Origin of the sequence: Maribellus luteus (genome assembly GCF_003576475.1) — a bacterium.
In the GTDB taxonomy this organism is placed as follows: domain Bacteria; phylum Bacteroidota; class Bacteroidia; order Bacteroidales; family Prolixibacteraceae; genus Draconibacterium; species Draconibacterium luteum.
In genome coordinates this window covers 456,431-474,660 of record NZ_QWGR01000001.1, presented here as the reverse complement: position 1 = coordinate 474,660, position 18,230 = coordinate 456,431, and the positions used below count along the sequence as shown (strand labels likewise).

Below are 18,230 nucleotides of genomic sequence, written 5' to 3'. Positions count from 1 at the left end.
GCCGCAGAACAGACGGGGTATCAAAGGCGTGATATTTCTTAATTCGCCCCAAGGGGCCGGGAATAGACCGCATTAGATCCCGATTGATTTTCGCAAAAACACTGTATTGATCCTTCGGACCTTGGTCAAAGAAATTGATCCGTCATAACCGGAGTGTTGACAGGATTTCCTGTGCACATCTGATTTCCAAACATGCTTAAAAGAAGAACAATCAGAATTTATAACCTGAAAAATTCAGCATTTTGAACCTTCAAATTAGTAACTAAGAAAAGTTTCAGAATTACTTTATACATATATTTGCCTTCGCAAACCCTAATAAGTGTATAAAAACGCAACAAAAAGTTTAAAATCCCGGAGTGGACGCCGGGATTTTTTGTTTTTATACTGAATATTGAAGATTGCCCCCAACAGCAACACAGTATCACAGCATCACAAGACTTCAGTTCCACTGGCTTTCCAAACAGATATTGCTGGACTCCAAATACAATTATTAAAGTTCGCTCCTCTACAAACCGGAATGGTTCTATGTTCGCATTCATTCTTTGCTGTTGCCAATAAAAAATAAAAAGGATAAATTCGCCGCTGCAAAACAACAGTAAATAAATAATGCCATGAAAATCAGAACAATTGTCGTTTCCCTGATCGCCCTGACGGCTATCGCCCTTACCTCGTGTTTGGAGACTACCGAAGAAGAACAAAGAGAGCCTAGAACAAAAGCCCTGGAACAAGCCGAACGCGAAGCCTTGCTCGCAGCCATGATAGATGACGATTTAGACATTGACACCACTGCGATGGGTGTTTACTACGTTATTCGCGAAGAAGGCGAAGGGCCGGTAATTGCGCCCGGAGACACGATTACCATTGCCTACAATGGCTACCATATAAACGGAGGTGGCATGTTTGATGCCAATCAATCGTGGGAGTTTGTATATCCTTTGGAAAATCTAATTGAGGGCTTTAACGATGGACTATCAATCATGAAGAAAGATATGATTGCCGAATTTATTATTCCATCCCATCTTGGCTATGGAATCTATGGTAGCCCGCCGGTAATCGATTCGTACGAGACGCTTCTTTTCGCGATTAAAGTGATAAAAATAAAGCCTTTTTCTCCGGACGGCGAATAGTCTTCCTGGAAAAACAAAACCCGGGTATGAATTGATCATATCCGGGTTTTGTTTTTACGCCCAGGTGCTATTCTGAATACATGAGCACCGGCCCCAGTATCCCGGCTTTCTGCACGGGCCAATCCGAGGCGTCAAAAGGCTTGTAGTCGATATCAACAAAATTGATGTCCTTAAATTTTTTCCAGTTTACTCCTCTTTGATCGAGGTCGCGGATGCGGTTGGCCGCCACGTTGCTCACCTCCACAACAATTCGGTTCGGTCCTGGTTTCAGGTTGTCGATTTCCCAAAGGAAAACCGGTCCCAGAGAAGTCCCAAAATCTTTATCGTTCACCGAAATACGGGCACAATCATACACTTTTCCCAGGTCAATCCAGGCAGTGCTTTCACCATCCCAGTCAAAATTGGCAGAATAGCGCACAGTTCCGGCAAAGCGGGAAGTTTCAGGGTCTCCCACCTCGGTCCACGATTGCAATTGCGAAATGTCAATATCTCCCGGATAAATGGGGCCGCCTTCCCAAAACGACAAATGCCAGCGTACATCAATGTCCGTCTTTTTCCCGTCTGGATTAAAATAAGAATGCGCTTTCACATCCGCCTTTTTTGTTACACACCTAATAAATACCGATTCTTCCGGCTCAAGCTGCAAACGCAGTTTCTGGCCTTTCGATTTGGCTTTGGTAATACTTCCGCTCATCGGATCCATCAAAACATATTCTTTTGCCACAGCATTCAGCTCCACCCATTCATCCAGTCTTTTGTTCTGACAATTAAACACCAGGTAAACATCCTCCTCCGCGTCTTTCATTTTCAGGAAATAGAAACCTTTTTCGGCCAGGTCATTTTCGCCGGCAACTTTCCCTGTATTTAACAATTGAAGTGCATCTCCTACCCAATCAGCGTCAAGTTCCTTGTTCAGCGAAACCAATTCGGCCTCGCGCTCTTTCCAGTTCGCGTACCCCGGCACCGACTGCGGCAAACGTTCGTCGAAATAAACCTTTGTCCCGCTTTTCTGCAAAGCAATCAGTTGCTTCATGGTTTCCAGCGGAATATACCGGGTTGCAGGAACTACAATGGCCTCGTAGCTTTTATTTCCTGAAGTCAGCACTGCCCCGTTTTCCGCTTTGCACACGCCGATCTGTTTATCCGAAATGTAGTCAAAACTGTAACCGGCGTTCATCAAACGTTTCGAAAGACCGGCTATGGGCTGGCTGTAGAACCATTCGGTGGGCGAACCAACGGCGAGGTGTTTAAACAACTTCCCTTCGGCCGCAGCCACATCGTAATAGGGCCAGTAAACCAGCACATTGTTTTCGGGGCTTGCCTGTTGCAGCATGCTTTGTACCCGGCCAATGTACTGAAACAAAACAGGCATTTCGCGCCACAGCGGGTTCCGGTTATTCATCTGAGACGAAGCATAAAACAACCACCCCGGCCATTCAGCATCTTCGGGCGAATAACAGGTTCCGTGAAAAAACATATGGTTGATGCCAGCCAGGAAAAAACGATTGGTAGCGCGGAGCATTTCCGCAGGAGTTACCTTCCAGTGCTCGTCGAGCCAGGTAAAGCTTTCGGAAGAAACCAGCTGTTTCCCGCTCACGTGTGCGGCCGACGATGCAAATTTCTGGATAAACAAACGGGGTTCGCCTTCTGCCAATTGCCTGAAAAACTCTGTTTCCGGGATGTCACACGCTTCGTAAAGATCGAGCAGGTTGCCGGGCGATCCGTGCGCCTGGTTGCGGTTCAGGCTCCCGTGGCTGTTTGCCCACTCTGTCATTGGTTGAATAAAGGACTCCAAAACCAGGTCGGCCAGCGTTTCGCGGTAATCCGATTTTACACGGGCCGTCAGTTCCGGCTCAATACTGTCGTTTGCCAAAAGATGCAATACCTCGTTTAAATCGTAGCCCCGCCGTGTTTTGAATTCCTCTTCAAAACTTAGCGTAAAATCGCCGGTGTATTCAAACGAATCATGAAAAAAGCAACGCAGTTTCCCCTCCGGAACATTCAGCCTTTTCCAGAATTCGCTGAGGTACCACTCTGTTATTTCCTTGTTATAGGTATCAATTGCCAGGCCTTCGCCACCTTGGGAAGGCCGCTTTACTTTGTCGCCATTCTGCACCGCATTCACCTCATAAGTGGAGGCATCTTTCCCCGCTTTCTTTTCCTCAATTTTCAGGTTCCACAATCCTTTTTCGGCCGGAACAAACGGTCCACCGCAACGCCAGCCGCTTCCCGGAGGCAGGTCCACTCCCATTCCCAGCCTCCCGGCTTCTTCGATCGTAAAACGCAAAACATCGGTAAATTCGGGCGAAAGAAACTCAATCGTGCGCTCCTCCTCTCCTTCCACTCCGTAGATCGGTGTGATCTCTACTCCCCCAATCCCTGCTTCGGCCAATTCCGCTAATTCCCGCGAAATGTTGGCGCTGTCAACCGCACAATCCATCCACCACCAGCGGGTCCAGGGTTTTGAAGTTTGCGTTGCCTCTGGCCATTTTACTTCCTGTTTTTCACAGGCAGTAACAAGCACAAAAACAACCAGGCAAAAGAAAAGAAGGTGAGTTCTCATAGATCAGGATTTAAGAAATGTTTTGAATGTTCTCAAAAGTAACCATAAAAAGAAACTTCCGGGCATCCTTTTTTTCTGAATGTTTCTCAACACACAACCGGAGGGGTGCCCAAAAGCAGATCTCACGCAAAGTGCGCCAGGTATAAGCCCTAAGAACCCAAAAGAGAGAATGTGTTTTGTCCGGATGTAATCCATTACCATCCCAAAATGCAAAATTCGGCGGCGAACCGGCTCCAACCAACGCGAAATGCAATAAACCATAGCGGAATGCGATAAAACCACTGCGAAATGCGATAAACCACTGCGGAATGCAATTTCCCGCAGCGGAATGCGATCGTACGGTGTAAAATCCCTTTCCGCACAGGATTTTCTGATTCCGCCAGGCACAAATGATCTATTTTTTTCTGTTGGTGAATACCTGGAATATTGAATGTTTTTCTGTGAATTGAATTTCGTTATTAATTCATTTTGTACGAAATTTATCCCAACATAAGCCTAGTCAAATGAACAACAGACGAACTTTTCTGAAAACCACCCTGGCTGCTTCACCCGTTTTAGTTCTTCCCGAACTTATCCGTTTTCAGAACAGCGGGTTAAAGCAAGTCCTTCTTCTGGGCGATTCCATTTCGATCGGCTATACGCCTTATGTCCAAAACCTTTTGCTGGACATTGCCAAGGTTCACCGCCCGATGAAAGACAACAATACACTCGAAAACTGCGAGGGAACCACCAAGGGAGTTCAGGAGATAGCGCGTTGGACAGGCACCCAAAAATGGGATCTTATTCATTTTAATTTCGGGCTTCACGACCTGAAACACGTGGAGGCTTCCACCGGGAAAAACAGTACCGATCCAAACGACCCGTTGCAGGCCGATTTAAAACAGTACAAGCAAAACCTGGAAATAATCGTGGATTTTCTGAAAAGCACCGGTGCCAAACTGATGTTTGCCACCACCACGCCTTACCCCGATCGGGTAGAAGGCCCTTTACGCGATCCGGGAATGTCAGAAAAATATAACAAAGTGGCGCGTAAGATCATGTTGAAAAACGGCATCCCGGTAAACGATTTGTATTTGTTTGCAGCGCCAAGACTCGAAGAGATACAACTGCCTCACAATGTCCACTTTACTGACGAAGGCAGCCACCAGCTGGGGAAAAAGGTTGCCGACCGTATCCGGGAGCTTCTGGAAGCCTAAAACACACCCAAGCCCAAAGCCTTATCTCCCTTATTCATAACCATTCTATTGACTGGCTTTCTCATTTTCCCTAATTTGAATGGGTTAAATCCATTAAATCAAATTCAAAATGACAACTTATTACGATGTTCACTGCCATATCTTTAACAAAGATGTGGTTATCCGGAAACTGGTCAATGTGGTCCAATCACTGCTTTCTATCAAGGATATGGTAGATGGAGAACTTTCGGGCCCCGCGCTCAAATACAAGATTGATGAGATCAGCCACGTGCTGGCCGATGTTACGCAGGAATCAAGCGAGGACGTTTACAAAGCTCTGGAAGCTGTTTACCAGGGCGAAGTCATCAGCACTCCGTTGATGTTTGACCTGACCTATGCCGATGACAACGACGATGAAGAAAACCACAACAAGCGTTACCGCCGCCGCATAAAAAGTGTGTTCTGGCTGTTACGCGCCGTGGTTCTTCCCATTCTCGAAACGGTAGTTCGGCGAAAATACAACAACGACGAACTGGCAGATGCCATCGATAAAGTTCAAAAGCAGGTGAAAGCCTTTCACAAAAAATTCAAGGTGAAATCAGACGAGGAAGTTGAGATATTTGACAATGCCAACTACCACCAGCAAATTGCGGATCTGGAATACCTCTCGGCCAGATACGAGCAGATCAAACCTTTTTTTGGTGTCGATCCGCGCCGCGAATACAAGGGACTGGTCAACACGGTGGAAAACCTCAAAGAAAAAATTCTGGCCGACGATGCCCTGTTTTACGGGGTAAAACTGTATGCTCCGGCAGGCTTCTCTCCCACCGATCCGGTTTTGATGGGAACCGACACTCAGCAAGGCGTTTACGCACTTTGTCAGCAACACCAGATCCCGATTACCGTTCATAACTCCAATGCGGGTTTTGCCTGTTTCTCCACCATCCTGGAAGTTAGAGGCGACGTATTGCTCAACAACAACATTGTAAAACCCGACAAACCGCTGCGTTTCGACTACCGTTTTTTTAGCCGCCACATTGGCGAAGCCATCGAAGAGCGGGCCAAGAAACTAAATCATCCGCAGCTGTGGGAACTGGTGCTTCAGAAATACCCGAATCTGAAGATCAATTTTGCACACTTTGGCGGCAGCGGCCAGATTATGGAGTACGTGAACTATGCGATCAAATTCAGGGAAGTGGATGCCGATATTTTTGAAGATGCCATTGTGCCGCTTTCAGCCGAAGACAAAGCCGTGGTGCTGGCGGCCTACAAGAAGAAGAAAAACACCATGTACCTGCGCGAAAACCTGACCATTTCGGAACGTGCCAAAGTATGGAATGCACTTTACCGTGCCGGCTTTATCGACAACTGGTCGAAAGCCATCTTTGATTTGGTTAAGAACCCGGAGTATCCCAACGCATACACCGATCTGTCCTGCTTTTCGGAAGGAATGCTGATTGAATCTCCTGTTGACCAAAAGCTTACCTTCTCCATCAAAGAAGAATTAAAAACGTTCAAAATCAACTTCTTTGATAAACTGAGCGATTATGAAAAATCCAAGATCCTGTATGGTTCTGATTTTTACCTTACACAGTTTTTCGGGCCCACGTTAAAACAGTATTTCGAAGATTTTAAAGAAGCATTTGGGAGTGAATTTGATTTGATAGCCCACGTTAATACCAAACGTTTCCTGGGCTTTTAGCAGTTTTGTATTTTAGAGGAAAAATTAAAATCATGACCAGAATAAGCCTGCACCGGGGAGACATCACCCAACTAAAAGTGGATGCCATTGTAAACGCCGCCAACCAAACCTTGCTGGGTGGCGGCGGAGTAGATGGTGCCATTCACCGTGCTGCCGGGCCCGAGTTGCTGAAAGAATGCCGCACCTTAAATGGCTGCGAAACCGGCGATGCCAAAATAACGCGGGGCTACAAGCTACCGGCAAAATTTGTAATTCACACGGTTGGCCCGGTGTACTACAACGGCCGGAACAACGAAGCAGAAAAACTGGTTTCCTGCTATCGGAGAAGTCTTGAAATAGCTGAAATTCACCAGGTAAAAAGCATTGCCTTTCCCAACATCAGCACCGGAGTTTATGGCTACCCCAAAGAAAAAGCGGCACAAATTGCCATTCAAACGGTTCGGCATTTTGCAGAAAAGAAGAACCAGATAGACGAAGTTATCTTTTGTGTTTTTGACGAAGAAAACTACCTGCTTTACCAGCAACTTTTGGGTTAACAACAATTAAATGGCCAATACAAGTACGAAAAAGGCATCTCCTTTTTCTGGAAATGAGAAACTTCTAAAAATTTTTACATTTTTAAAGTCAAGTCATTGCATTTCTCGAAATAGTCATTTTCATTTGCAGGATTTTTGAAAAAAAGCATGGAATCGATCAAAGAAATATACAAAATAGGGCACGGCCCCTCCAGTAGCCATACAATGGGTCCGAAAAAGGCAGCGGTTAAATTCCTGGAAAAGACCCCGGGAGCCAGTCGTTTTGAAGTGATTCTATACGGCAGTCTTGCTGCCACCGGAAAAGGTCACCTTACCGATTATGTGATCGAGCAAACCTTTGCCGGGCGGGAGCTAAAGATTTTGTGGGAACCGAAAACCTTTCTTCCCCGCCATCCGAATGCCCTGAAATTTACAGCTTTTGATTCAACCGATGCTGTTTTGGATGAATGGACCTGTTACAGTGTGGGAGGCGGTGCCCTGATCGATGACTTTACCGAATCGGAAACCACCAGCATTTATCCGCACAGCACCATGCAGGAGATAATGACCTGGTGCAACCGGAATGAAAAGCAATTCTGGGAATACGTGGAAGAATATGAAGGAGCTGACATCTGGGATTTTCTGGATGAAGTTTGGGAAGTGATGCTGGCCAGTATAAAAAGAGGCCTCGCCACCGACGGAAATTTACCGGGTGGGCTTCGGCTCCCAAGAAAAGCAGCATCGTTCAATGTGAAAGGACAAAACTTTGCCACACCGTTTAAGCGCCGTTCGCAGCTTTTTTCTTTTGCACTGGCAGTTTCAGAAGAAAATGCTTCAGGAGGAAAAATTGTGGCCGCTCCCACCTGCGGAGCCTGCGGTGTATTGCCTGCGGTGCTTCAGTATTTCAGGAAAGTACATAAAATGGAAAAGAAAACCATTTTGCGCGCATTGGCAACTGCAGGCCTCATCGGCAACATTGTTAAAACCAACGCGTCGATTTCAGGCGCCGAAGTGGGCTGCCAGGGCGAAGTGGGTACTGCCTGTGCAATGGCTTCGGGAGCCGCTACGCAAATGATGGGTGGCAGTATCAACCAGATTGAATATTCGGCTGAAATGGGCCTGGAGCATCACCTCGGGCTTACCTGCGACCCGGTTGCCGGACTGGTTCAGATCCCGTGCATCGAACGAAATGCCTTTGCTGCCGAGCGTGCTGTTGCCCACAACAATTATTCGTTGCTGACCGACGGCCGTCACCGCATCAGTTTCGACGAAGTGGTGGAAACCATGTACAACACCGGCATCGATCTGCAAAGCAAATACAGGGAAACATCCGAAGGTGGACTGGCGCATTTTGATGCGCTGCCGAAATGCTAGCCTTCGCATTTATTTCAGTACCTAATAAAACGACAAAATTCACGATATGGTCATCATTCGTTCGAAAGTCTGACATTTCAAAAATCGGATATTGTCAACACCTTCCAGATTGACTACTTTTGTAGAATAATGGACTTAAAAGAAAAATATAAATTACCTTCTGAGTTTGCTGAGTTTATCGGTCAGGAGTATGCTCGTACCACATCCGATAGACACAAAAAAGATAACGGACAGTTTTTTACTCCCAAACAGATTGCTGATTTCATGGGAAATTTGGCAATGCCAAAATCCAATAAGATTTCAATTCTCGACCCTGGCTGTGGCACAGGAATCTTAAGCTGTTCGTTAATTGAGAAACTTATCCAAAAATCACATATTACTGAGATTGAATTATCACTCTTTGAGACGGATAAGAATGTACTTCCAACAACTCAAAAAGTTATCATTTTTTTGAATTTATGGCTGAATGAAAAAGATATCAGGCTAAAATATACAATCAATCAAACTGATTTTGTCATTGAAAATTCAAATGTATTCAATGCTTCAACTTTGTTTGGACTAGAAAAGCTGAATCAATTTGATTACATAATTTCAAATCCGCCCTATTTTAAAATCCCAAAAACAGACAAACGTGCCATTGCTGCAAAAGAGTTAGTATATGGTCAGCCAAACATTTATTCCTTGTTTATGAGAGTAGCTGCTAAATTATTGAAACCTGAGGGAGAATTGATTTTTATAACACCCCGAAGTTTTGCAGCAGGAAATTATTTCAAGGCTTTCAGACAATCGTTCTTCAATGAGGTAAGTATCTCAAACATACATATTTTCGAATCGCGAAATAAAATGTTCAAGAATGATAATGTCCTTCAGGAAAATATAATCCTACGTGCAACAAAACGGATCAATCCAGAAATTTGTATTACGGTCTCTGAATGTGATAATGGGCTGAATAGTCCAACAAAACAGATATTTAAAACCAGTACTTTAATCGACTTAAAATCAAAAGATAAAATTCTATTCATTCCTTCAAACGAAAAAGAAACCAATACTATTGAAATCTTTAAGAAGTGGCAAAATACACTGAATGAATACAATATTCAAATATCAACAGGTCCGGTAGTCGCCTTTCGGTGTACAGAATTTCTGAAAATGGAAGGCATTATAAGTAGCTCACTTTCCCCATTAATCTGGTTGCACAATATAAAAGAAATGGAATTTTGTTATCCGTTACAAAAAGGTAACAAACCTGGTTTTATAATTAATTCGGAGGAATCAAGAAAAGTATTACTCAAAAATAAAAACTATATATTACTTCGAAGATTTAGTTCGAAAGACGACAAAAGCAGATTGGTGTGTTGTCCATTCTTCTCATCAAATTTTGAAACCAAAATGATAGGTTTTGAGAATCATTTAAATTATATTCATCGTCCAAACGGAGACCTATCAGAAAATGAAATCTGGGGAATTTCAGCACTTTACAGCAGTAGTTTGTTTGATACTTATTTCAGAACGTTCAATGGGAATACGCAGGTTGGTGCCACTGAACTAAAGCAAATTAAAATGCCGTCGTTAGATGATATAATCTTAATTGGTAAAAAAATAAAAGAATATAACACTCCTGAAAAAAGGGTTGTAGATGAAATTGTAAATGAAGTCCTTTTAGAAAAACCTTATGCCAAAACTACAAGAAGCACAGGCAATTTTAAGAGAGTTGGGGTTGCCTGAAGCTCAACAAAATGAAATCTCCGGATATACTTTACTTGCTTTATGCAATCTTAAAGAAAACGATAAGTGGTCAAAAGCTTTCAGACAAAGTCATGGAGTATCAAAAGGAATAATGAATTTTATTTCTGAGAATTATCAGAAGGAATACGCTCCAAACACCAGAGAAACTTTTAGAAGACAAGTCTTGCACCAATTTGTACAAGCCGGGATTGCCGATTACAATCCAGATATTCCTGATTTACCAGTAAACAGTCCTCGTGCGCATTATGCAATTTCCGAGATAGCACTTGAAACGATAAAAACCTACAAAACAAGAAATTGGGCAAAAACATTAGAAAACTTCACTTCTGAAATTGGAGCATTAAAGGATAAGTACAGCAAAGACCGGGAGATGTCCAGGGTTCCGTTAAACCTTTCAGATGGCAAAATTCTAATGTTATCTCCAGGAAAACACAATGAGGTTCAGGCTGCTGTTGTTGAAGAGTTTGCTTCACGATTTGCTCAAGGTTCAACTTTACTTTATGTTGGGGATACAGAGAAAAAGAATTTACACATAGACAAGGAAATACTTGAAAGGATTGGAATTCCTATTACCGAACACAGTAAATTGCCTGACATAGTAATTTATGATGAGAAGAAAAATTGGCTTTATTTAATAGAGGCTGTTACTTCACATGGCCCCATGTCTCCAAAACGAATAGTTGAATTAGAGGAATTTTTAAAAAATTGCACAGCAGGTAAAATCTATGTTTCCGCATTCCCTGATTTTTCAGAGTTCAAAAAACATACAAATGACATTGCATGGGATACCGAAGTCTGGATTATGGAATTTCCTGAACATATGATTCATTTTAATGGAGACAGATTTTTAGGACCTCGATGATATTATTTCAACTTCTAAATTTAATGATGTTCCGGTTGTCCAACTCCCATTACTTCTTGACAGCATAAAAATCCCGCATTGTCAAGACATAATGTCACTTAGGGGTTGCATTTTGTATTTTTCCGGCCTATATTTGTCGAACAAATAGAAAAATACTTCGATGAATACTTCTACAACCATTATCGCCGCCGTCTACCTGCCGTTCTAGGCAGGTTGAGAGAGAGTATTCAAATTATAAGTATTTAATTCCATCTATTTTTTCACATGTTATCAATTAAGTCAACAATTGTGTCTTTGCGTCGGATCAAAGATATTGATTATAAAACCCTTTGGCAGGATATTAAAGAAGCCATCTCAGGAACGGAACGCGACTTCACCGAAACCAGTACCGGCAAAGCTATTTTTATTCTGGCAGTTCCCATGGTGCTCGAAATGTTTATGGAGTCGATCTTTGCCATTGTCGACATCTTTTTTGTTTCCAGGCTGGGAGCCAATGCGGTGGCCACCGTTGGGCTTACCGAATCGGTAATGACCATTATTTATGCAGTGGGCAGCGGACTGGCCATGGCGACTACGGCCCTGGTTTCGCGCCGGATTGGAGAGAAGAAACAAAAACAGGCGGGAGTGGTCGCTTTTCAGGCCATTCTGGTGGGGGCCATCGTGTCGGTTTTGATCGCGGTTCCGGGAGTTATTTTTGCCAAAGACTTTCTGCGGCTGATGGGCGGTACCGAAGAAGTGATCAATGAAGGCTACATGTACCCGGCCATTATGTTTGGCGGCAACCTCATCATCATGCTGCTGTTTATTATCAATGCCGTTTTTCGTAGCTCGGGCGATGCGGCCATTTCCATGCGCGTTATGTGGCTGGCCAACATCATCAACATTATACTCGACCCGCTATTGATTTTTGGCTATGGCCCCTTCCCCGAGCTGGGTGTAACCGGGGCTGCCATTGCCACCACCATTGGGCGGGGAATTGCAGTAATCTACCAGTTTTACCTGCTGTGGAGCGGAAAATACCGGATCAAATTGTACTGGGACAGCGTAAAAGTCAAGTTGAACGTGATGTGGAAACTTCTTCGGATTTCGGGAGGAGGAATTCTGCAAAACCTGATCGCCACTTCGAGCTGGATTCTGCTCATGCGCATTATTGCCGTATTTGGTGCCGATGCCATTGCCGGTTATACCATTGCCATCCGCATCGTAATTTTCCCTTTGCTGCTTGCCTGGGGATTGAGCAATGCCGCCGCTACCCTGGTGGGTCAGAATCTGGGTGCCAACCATCCGGAACGTGCCGAACGATCGGTTTGGATAGCCGCTTATGCCAACGTGGTTTTTATGGGGCTTATCGGAGCCTTGTTTGTATTCTTCCCCGATTTCTGGATAGGAGTTTTTGTGGAAGAAGGTGCTGTCATGCAAAACGGAGTTCTTTCGCTGCGCATTATCAGTCTTGGATTTCTGTGTTACGCAATGGGCATGGTGCTGATGCAGGCTTTTAACGGAAGCGGTGACACGATCACCCCTACGAAGATCAACTTTTTTTGTTTCTGGCTCTTTGAAGTTCCGCTTGCCTATGTGCTGGCAGTTACTCTAGGAATGGGACTGACAGGTGCAGCCACATCGATTGTAGCAGCCGAAACACTGCTTGCCTTACTGGCTCTTTATCTTTTCAGAAAAGGAAAATGGAAATTCAAAAAAGTATAGGAGAATAGCCCTATGAAATTACCAGGATTCTCAGAAAAAATGGCCGGACTGATCGGATCAGTGAATTCGTCAGAGCTGGCACGGGTGATCATCGAACACAAAGAACGATACATAGTACAGACCGAAGCAGGCGTTTACCAGGCAGAAATAACGGGGAACATCCGTTTTTCTGCCCGGTCGCGCGCCGACTTCCCTGCTGTTGGCGACTGGGTAAGAATCACTCCGATGGATGCTCAAAATGCAGTCATACTCGAGGTTTTTCCCCGGTATTCGTCCCTCTCACGACAGGCAGTTGGAAAACAAGCCGACCTGCAAATTATTGCCAGCAACATTGATGTGGCTTTTATTGTACAGTCGGTCGGGCACGACTTCAACATCAATCGCCTCGAAAGGTACCTTGCCATTTGCTATTCGGGTAAGATTGAACCGATGATCCTTCTCACCAAGACCGACCTCATCCCCCAAGCAGAGATCGATTCTTTGATGGAAACGATCCGCAAACGGCTGCCCAAGGTAAAACTGATCGCCATCAGCAGTGAAAACGGAACGGGTTACAACCTACTCGAAGAAACGATGCAGGCCAATGTTACCTATTGCTTTGTGGGTTCTTCGGGCGTTGGAAAATCAACCATTATCAATCATCTTTCCAACGAAGAAAAGCTCACCACCTCGGCCATCAGCACCAGCACGCAAAAAGGAAGGCACACTACCACACACCGCGAATTGTTTGTACTCGAAAACGGCAGTATTGTGATTGATACCCCCGGAATGCGCGAGTTGGGAATGACCGACGATAGTTCGGGAATCGATCTTACCTACGACCACATTACTGAACTCGCCAGTTCGTGCAGGTACGACGATTGCTCACACACCGGTGAAAAAGGATGCGCCGTGCTCGCAGCTGTTGAAAACGGCGAACTTTCGGAAGAAACCTACCAGAATTACCTGAAACTAAAACGCGAGCAGCAACATTTCTCTAGTACCATTCATGAAAAACGGCAAAAAGGAAAAGAGTTTGGAAAAATGGTTAAAGCGGTGATGAAAGAACATAAAAAGAATAAATACTGACGTCCCTAAAGAATTCTGTTGTAATTTGTAGGAAGCTTTTAATTCTGAAAAATGCATTCTTATGAAAAAAGTCGGAATAGAAATTAAATGGGCCTTCATTTTCATCCTGGTCATGCTTCTTTGGATGGTAGCAGAACGCATTACCGGCCTGCACGACAAAAACATCGAATACCACTACCTCGTAACCAATTTCTTTGCTGTGGCCGCCATTGCCGTTTATGTGCTGGCTTTGCTCGATAAACGCAAAAAAGACTTTGGCGGAAAAATGAACTGGATTCAGGGATTTATTTCCGGCCTTATCCTGACATTGGGCATCACCGTTCTTACACCGGTTGCCCAGTACATAACGCTGGAAGTGATCACACCGCATTACTTCGAAAACATGATCGCCTTTGTGGTTGAAAAAGGGCAAATGAGCCGCGAAGAAGCAGAAGCTACCTTCAACCTGCAGTCGTATATGGTCGAAAGCACGATGTTTGCCCCGCTGATGGGCTTGTTTACGTCTGCTATTGTGGCCATTTTTACCCGTAGGAAATAAAGAGCTCTAAAATTGAAGATGTGAACATGTTCAACAGGAAGCTTTAAGAAATGATTCCGAATAAAAAGAAGCCTTTATTCTTTTGCCAAAAAGAAACAACGCGCGTTTAACGCCGGTTTGAGCGACAAATACAGGAAATGATTTTAGCTTTCGTGAATTAGTTCTATTTTCATCGACAAAATACAATACCCATGAAAGTCTGCATTTCAAGTATCGTCCTGTTGCTTATTTCAGTTGCTGTGGTGGCCCAGTCCGCTCTCGAATTCGACCAAAAGAAAGCCGAATACCTGTATCATTTTGCCTACGAGTGCATCGATCAGGAATACCCGAATAAACCCGGCGGGGTGTTGGGCGACGACAGTTTTTTGATGCCACCACGAGAAATTCACCCGGCTTTTTACGGCTGTTTCGACTGGCACTCGTCGGTTCACGGACACTGGACTTTGGTTACTCTCCTCTCCCGTTTCCCCAATTTTGAACACCGGAATGAAATCATCGCAAAACTTCAGAAAAACCTGACCCTCAAAAACATCCTGAAAGAAATTGAATATTTCAACGACGGGCAAAACACCACATTCGAGCGCACTTACGGTTGGGCCTGGCTGCTGAAACTTGACGAGGCTCTTCGCGAATGGGAAACACCGGAAGCAAAAGAAATGCAGGAAAACCTATCGCCACTGGTAACCGTGATCTCTGAAAAGTTTATAGAGTTTCTCGAAAAGCTAAAATACCCGATCCGAATCGGGGAACACAGCAACATCGCTTTCGGAATGTCGTTCGCCTACGATTGGGCAGAAAAATACCACCCGCAGCTGGCTGACGAGATTCGAAAAAAGGCCATGGAATATTACAGCAACGATTGCAAATGCCCGCTTACCTGGGAACCCGGAGGTTTTGATTTTCTGTCGCCCTGCTTGCAGGAGGCTTCGCTGATGCAGAAAATAATGCCCCAAAAGGAATTTGAAAAATGGATGAAGAAGTTTCTTCCGGGTTTTGAAAGGAATCCGGCAAAATACATACAAATTGCGGAAGTAACCGATCGCAGCGATGGTAAACTCGCCCATCTCGACGGATTAAACTTTAGCCGGGCCTGGTGCCTCTTTGAAATGGGGAACGGATTGAACAATTCCAAAATGATGGAACTGGGAGTGGCGCATTTTAATTACAGTTACGAAAAAAATGGATTCGGGTGAATATGCCGGGGCACACTGGCTGGCCTCTTTTGCAACGTATGCCTTGGCAAAGTATGAGGGAGTGAAGGAGTGAAGGAGTGAGGGACTGATGGATTGATGGATTGAATGAATGCTTGAATGCGAAAATGCTTTAATGGGATGGAATACAAAACATATTCATGAAAGGTCAGACTTTGAACATTGAACGCTGAACTTTAAACTCGCAAGTATGGATTTACAACTACAAGATAAAGTTTTTATGGTAGCCGCATCGAGCAAAGGGCTTGGATTTGGCATCGCTCAGGAACTGGCCCGAAACGGAGCCAACGTTTGCATTGCCAGCCGTACAGAAGCCGATGTGGAGAAAGCGGCAGAAAAGCTCCGTTCGGAAACCGGGGCCAACGTTTATGCATCTGTGGCAGATATGGCAGATCCGGATTCGATTCGAAACTGGATATCTGATGTTTCACAAGCTTTTGAACAAATCGACGGACTGGTGGTAAACGCAGGCGGACCGCCTCCCGGGAATTTCGACGACTTTGACGACCAACATTGGGAAGCCGCCTTTAACCTGACGCTCATGAGTGCCGTTCGCCTTATTCGAGGTGTACTTCCGGCGATGCATGCCGGTGGCGGAGGCTCCATTCTCACCATCACTTCCCTCTCGGTGAAAGAACCCATCAACGGACTGTTGCTTTCCAATGTTTTTCGTTCGGGAGTTACAAGCCTTGTAAAAAGCCTGTCGAACGAGCTGGCTGCCCAAAATATCCGGGTAAACAACCTGGTTCCCGGCCGGATAGATACCGACCGGGTAAAAGCCCTCGATCAAAATATTTCAGAAAAATCGGGAGCAACCGTACAGCAAGTGAAAGAAAAGTTTGAAGCAAGTATTCCCCTCGGCAGATATGGCACTGTCGAAGAATTTGGGAAAGCAGGTGCTTTTCTGCTTTCTCCGGCAGCCTCGTACATTACCGGAGTAAGCCTTGCTGTGGATGGTGGAATTTTAAAAACGGTCTGGTAACATGCGCATTTCATCCATCCTGTTTTTGCTCTGCTTTGCTTTTTCCCTATTTCAGGCAAAGGCCCAAAATCACCAGCAGCGTTCTGAAAGCCTTGACGTGCAGCACTATCGTTTTGAAATTACGATCAATGACGACAACGACCGGATCGCCGGAAAAACAACTATCCTCATCCGTTTTCTTAAAGCGGGCAGCGAAATCCAACTCGATCTGGATGCTTTTGATTTCTCCTCCGGCAAGGGCATGAACGTGGAAAAAGTTTTCGCAAATTCCGCAGAACTGAAGTTCATTCAAACTAAAAAGCAGCTGCTTATCAATACCGGTAAAGAAATAAATGCAGGAGAAACTCTTGAGTTGACCATCGAATACTCCGGGGTTCCGGCCGACGGGCTGATTATTGACCAGAACCGTTACGGAGACCGCACTTTTTTTGGCGATAACTGGCCCAACCGCGCGCATTTCTGGCTGCCTGTCGTCGATCATCCTTCGGATAAAGCCACGCTTGAATTTGTTGTTAAAGCGCCCGGTCATTACAAAGTCGTCTCCAGTGGCAAGCTCGTTGAAGAGAAAAAGCTGGGAAATCGTCAAAAACTCACTCACTGGCAAGAAAACGTTCCTTTATCTACCAAGGTAATGGTATTTGGCGCCGCCGATTTTGTAGTGGGAAACGATACCGTTTGGAACCAGATTCCGGTTAATTCATGGGTATTTAAGGAAAACCGGGAAAAGGGTTTTCACAACTACCGCTACGGCACAAAAGCGCTCGAATACTTTTCGGCATCAATCGGACCTTATTCGTATGAAAAGCTGGCGCATGTTCAATCCAAAACACGTTATGGTGGAATGGAAAATGCCGGCTGTATTTTTTACAACGAAAACAGCGCCATCTCCGACAAAAGTCAGGAGGATTTGTTTGCACACGAAGTGGCGCATCAGTGGTTCGGAAATTCGGCCACCGAGGAAAACTGGCACCACGTTTGGCTTAGCGAAGGTTTTGCCACTTACCTCACGCATGTTTACAACCAGCACTTTTACGGCGAAGAAATGTTCCGGAACGGACTGAAAAAAGACCGCGCGCGGGTAATTGGGTATTTTCACCGTCATCCTGCCCCGATCATTGATACCACCGTTACCGAATACATACGGTTGCTGAATGCCAACTCGTACCAAAAAGCCAGCTGGTTCTTACACATGTTGCGCCACAAACTGGGCGACGACGTGTTTTTTGCCGGGCTAAGAAACTATTACCGTGAATACCAAAATAAAACGGCACTTACTTCCGATTTCAGAAAAGTGATGGAAGAAACCTCTGGTGAAAATCTCGAAAGCTTTTTTGACCAATGGCTACGGCAGGCCGGGCATCCCGTTATTGACTGGAGCTGGCAGCAAACCTCGGACAAAACCATCGAAATAAACATCAAACAAACTCAAAAGCAAGCTTTTTTCAGCTTTCCGCTTGAGGTAAAACTCGACTACAAAAATGGCGGTTCTGCTACCTTCCGGATTAATGTTTCAGACTCAACCACTCAACAAGTTTTACAGGTAAGTGGAAACATCCGCGATATTGAATTAGACCCGGAAGTAAAATTGCTTTTTGAAGCAGTCAAATAAACAACCACGCCTACAAGAAGTGATTTATGCCTTCATTCGGCAAACGGAAATTAC

Annotated in this window: 14 protein-coding genes; 13 read left to right on the top strand and 1 reads right to left on the bottom strand. The window is 44.8% G+C overall.

Annotation, left to right across the window (positions count from 1 at the left end; genetic code table 11):
- Positions 1–611 precede the first annotated feature (611 nt).
- Positions 612–1,127, top strand: a complete 516-nt coding sequence (locus D1614_RS01820; RefSeq protein ID WP_119436159.1) for an FKBP-type peptidyl-prolyl cis-trans isomerase — start codon at positions 612–614, stop codon at positions 1,125–1,127.
- Positions 1,128–1,194: 67 nt separating this feature from the next.
- Here D1614_RS01820 and D1614_RS01815 read toward each other — a convergent pair whose 3' ends face one another.
- On the bottom strand, positions 1,195–3,690 hold the full coding sequence (locus tag D1614_RS01815; protein WP_119436158.1) for a glycosyl hydrolase: 2,496 nt from the start codon (positions 3,688–3,690) through the stop codon (positions 1,195–1,197).
- Between the two features lie 503 nt (positions 3,691–4,193).
- Between D1614_RS01815 and D1614_RS01805 the strand changes: the two genes are divergently transcribed.
- The 12 genes from D1614_RS01805 to D1614_RS01750 all read left to right on the top strand — a co-directional run bounded on the left by D1614_RS01805 (position 4,194) and on the right by D1614_RS01750 (position 18,176).
- Positions 4,194–4,886, top strand: a complete 693-nt coding sequence (locus D1614_RS01805; RefSeq protein WP_119436156.1) for an SGNH/GDSL hydrolase family protein — start codon at positions 4,194–4,196, stop codon at positions 4,884–4,886.
- 109 nt (positions 4,887–4,995) lie between these two features.
- On the top strand, positions 4,996–6,567 hold the full coding sequence (locus D1614_RS01800) for an amidohydrolase family protein (RefSeq protein ID WP_119436155.1): 1,572 nt from the start codon (positions 4,996–4,998) through the stop codon (positions 6,565–6,567).
- Positions 6,568–6,599: 32 nt separating this feature from the next.
- On the top strand, positions 6,600–7,103 hold the full coding sequence (locus D1614_RS01795; protein ID WP_175579262.1) for an O-acetyl-ADP-ribose deacetylase: 504 nt from the start codon (positions 6,600–6,602) through the stop codon (positions 7,101–7,103).
- Positions 7,104–7,250: 147 nt separating this feature from the next.
- Positions 7,251–8,456 (top strand): L-serine ammonia-lyase, encoded by a 1,206-nt coding sequence (locus tag D1614_RS01790; protein ID WP_119436154.1) that lies wholly within the window; start codon positions 7,251–7,253, stop codon positions 8,454–8,456.
- 129 nt (positions 8,457–8,585) lie between these two features.
- Positions 8,586–10,181: an HsdM family class I SAM-dependent methyltransferase gene (locus tag D1614_RS01785; protein ID WP_119436153.1), complete on the top strand. Its 1,596-nt coding sequence runs from the start codon at positions 8,586–8,588 to the stop codon at positions 10,179–10,181.
- Complete coding sequence (locus D1614_RS01780) at positions 10,129–11,064, top strand: BsuBI/PstI family type II restriction endonuclease (RefSeq protein WP_119436152.1); 936 nt, start codon at positions 10,129–10,131, stop codon at positions 11,062–11,064. The genes D1614_RS01785 and D1614_RS01780 overlap by 53 nt, the downstream gene beginning before the upstream one ends.
- 294 nt (positions 11,065–11,358) lie before the next feature.
- Complete coding sequence (locus D1614_RS01775; protein ID WP_206609898.1) at positions 11,359–12,768, top strand: MATE family efflux transporter; 1,410 nt, start codon at positions 11,359–11,361, stop codon at positions 12,766–12,768.
- A gap of 12 nt (positions 12,769–12,780) precedes the next feature.
- A complete protein-coding gene (rsgA, locus tag D1614_RS01770; RefSeq protein WP_119436150.1) occupies positions 12,781–13,836 on the top strand; it encodes a ribosome small subunit-dependent GTPase A in 1,056 nt (351 codons plus the stop codon).
- Between the two features lie 61 nt (positions 13,837–13,897).
- Positions 13,898–14,374 (top strand): DUF4199 domain-containing protein, encoded by a 477-nt coding sequence (locus D1614_RS01765; protein WP_119436149.1) that lies wholly within the window; start codon positions 13,898–13,900, stop codon positions 14,372–14,374.
- A gap of 191 nt (positions 14,375–14,565) precedes the next feature.
- Positions 14,566–15,567: a DUF2891 domain-containing protein gene (locus D1614_RS01760; RefSeq protein ID WP_119436148.1), complete on the top strand. Its 1,002-nt coding sequence runs from the start codon at positions 14,566–14,568 to the stop codon at positions 15,565–15,567.
- 208 nt (positions 15,568–15,775) lie between these two features.
- Entirely contained in the window at positions 15,776–16,567 is a 792-nt protein-coding gene (locus D1614_RS01755; RefSeq protein WP_119436147.1) for an SDR family oxidoreductase, read from the top strand.
- Between the two features lies 1 nt (position 16,568).
- Complete coding sequence (locus D1614_RS01750; RefSeq protein ID WP_119436146.1) at positions 16,569–18,176, top strand: M1 family metallopeptidase; 1,608 nt, start codon at positions 16,569–16,571, stop codon at positions 18,174–18,176.
- The last annotated feature ends 54 nt before the right edge of the window (positions 18,177–18,230 follow it).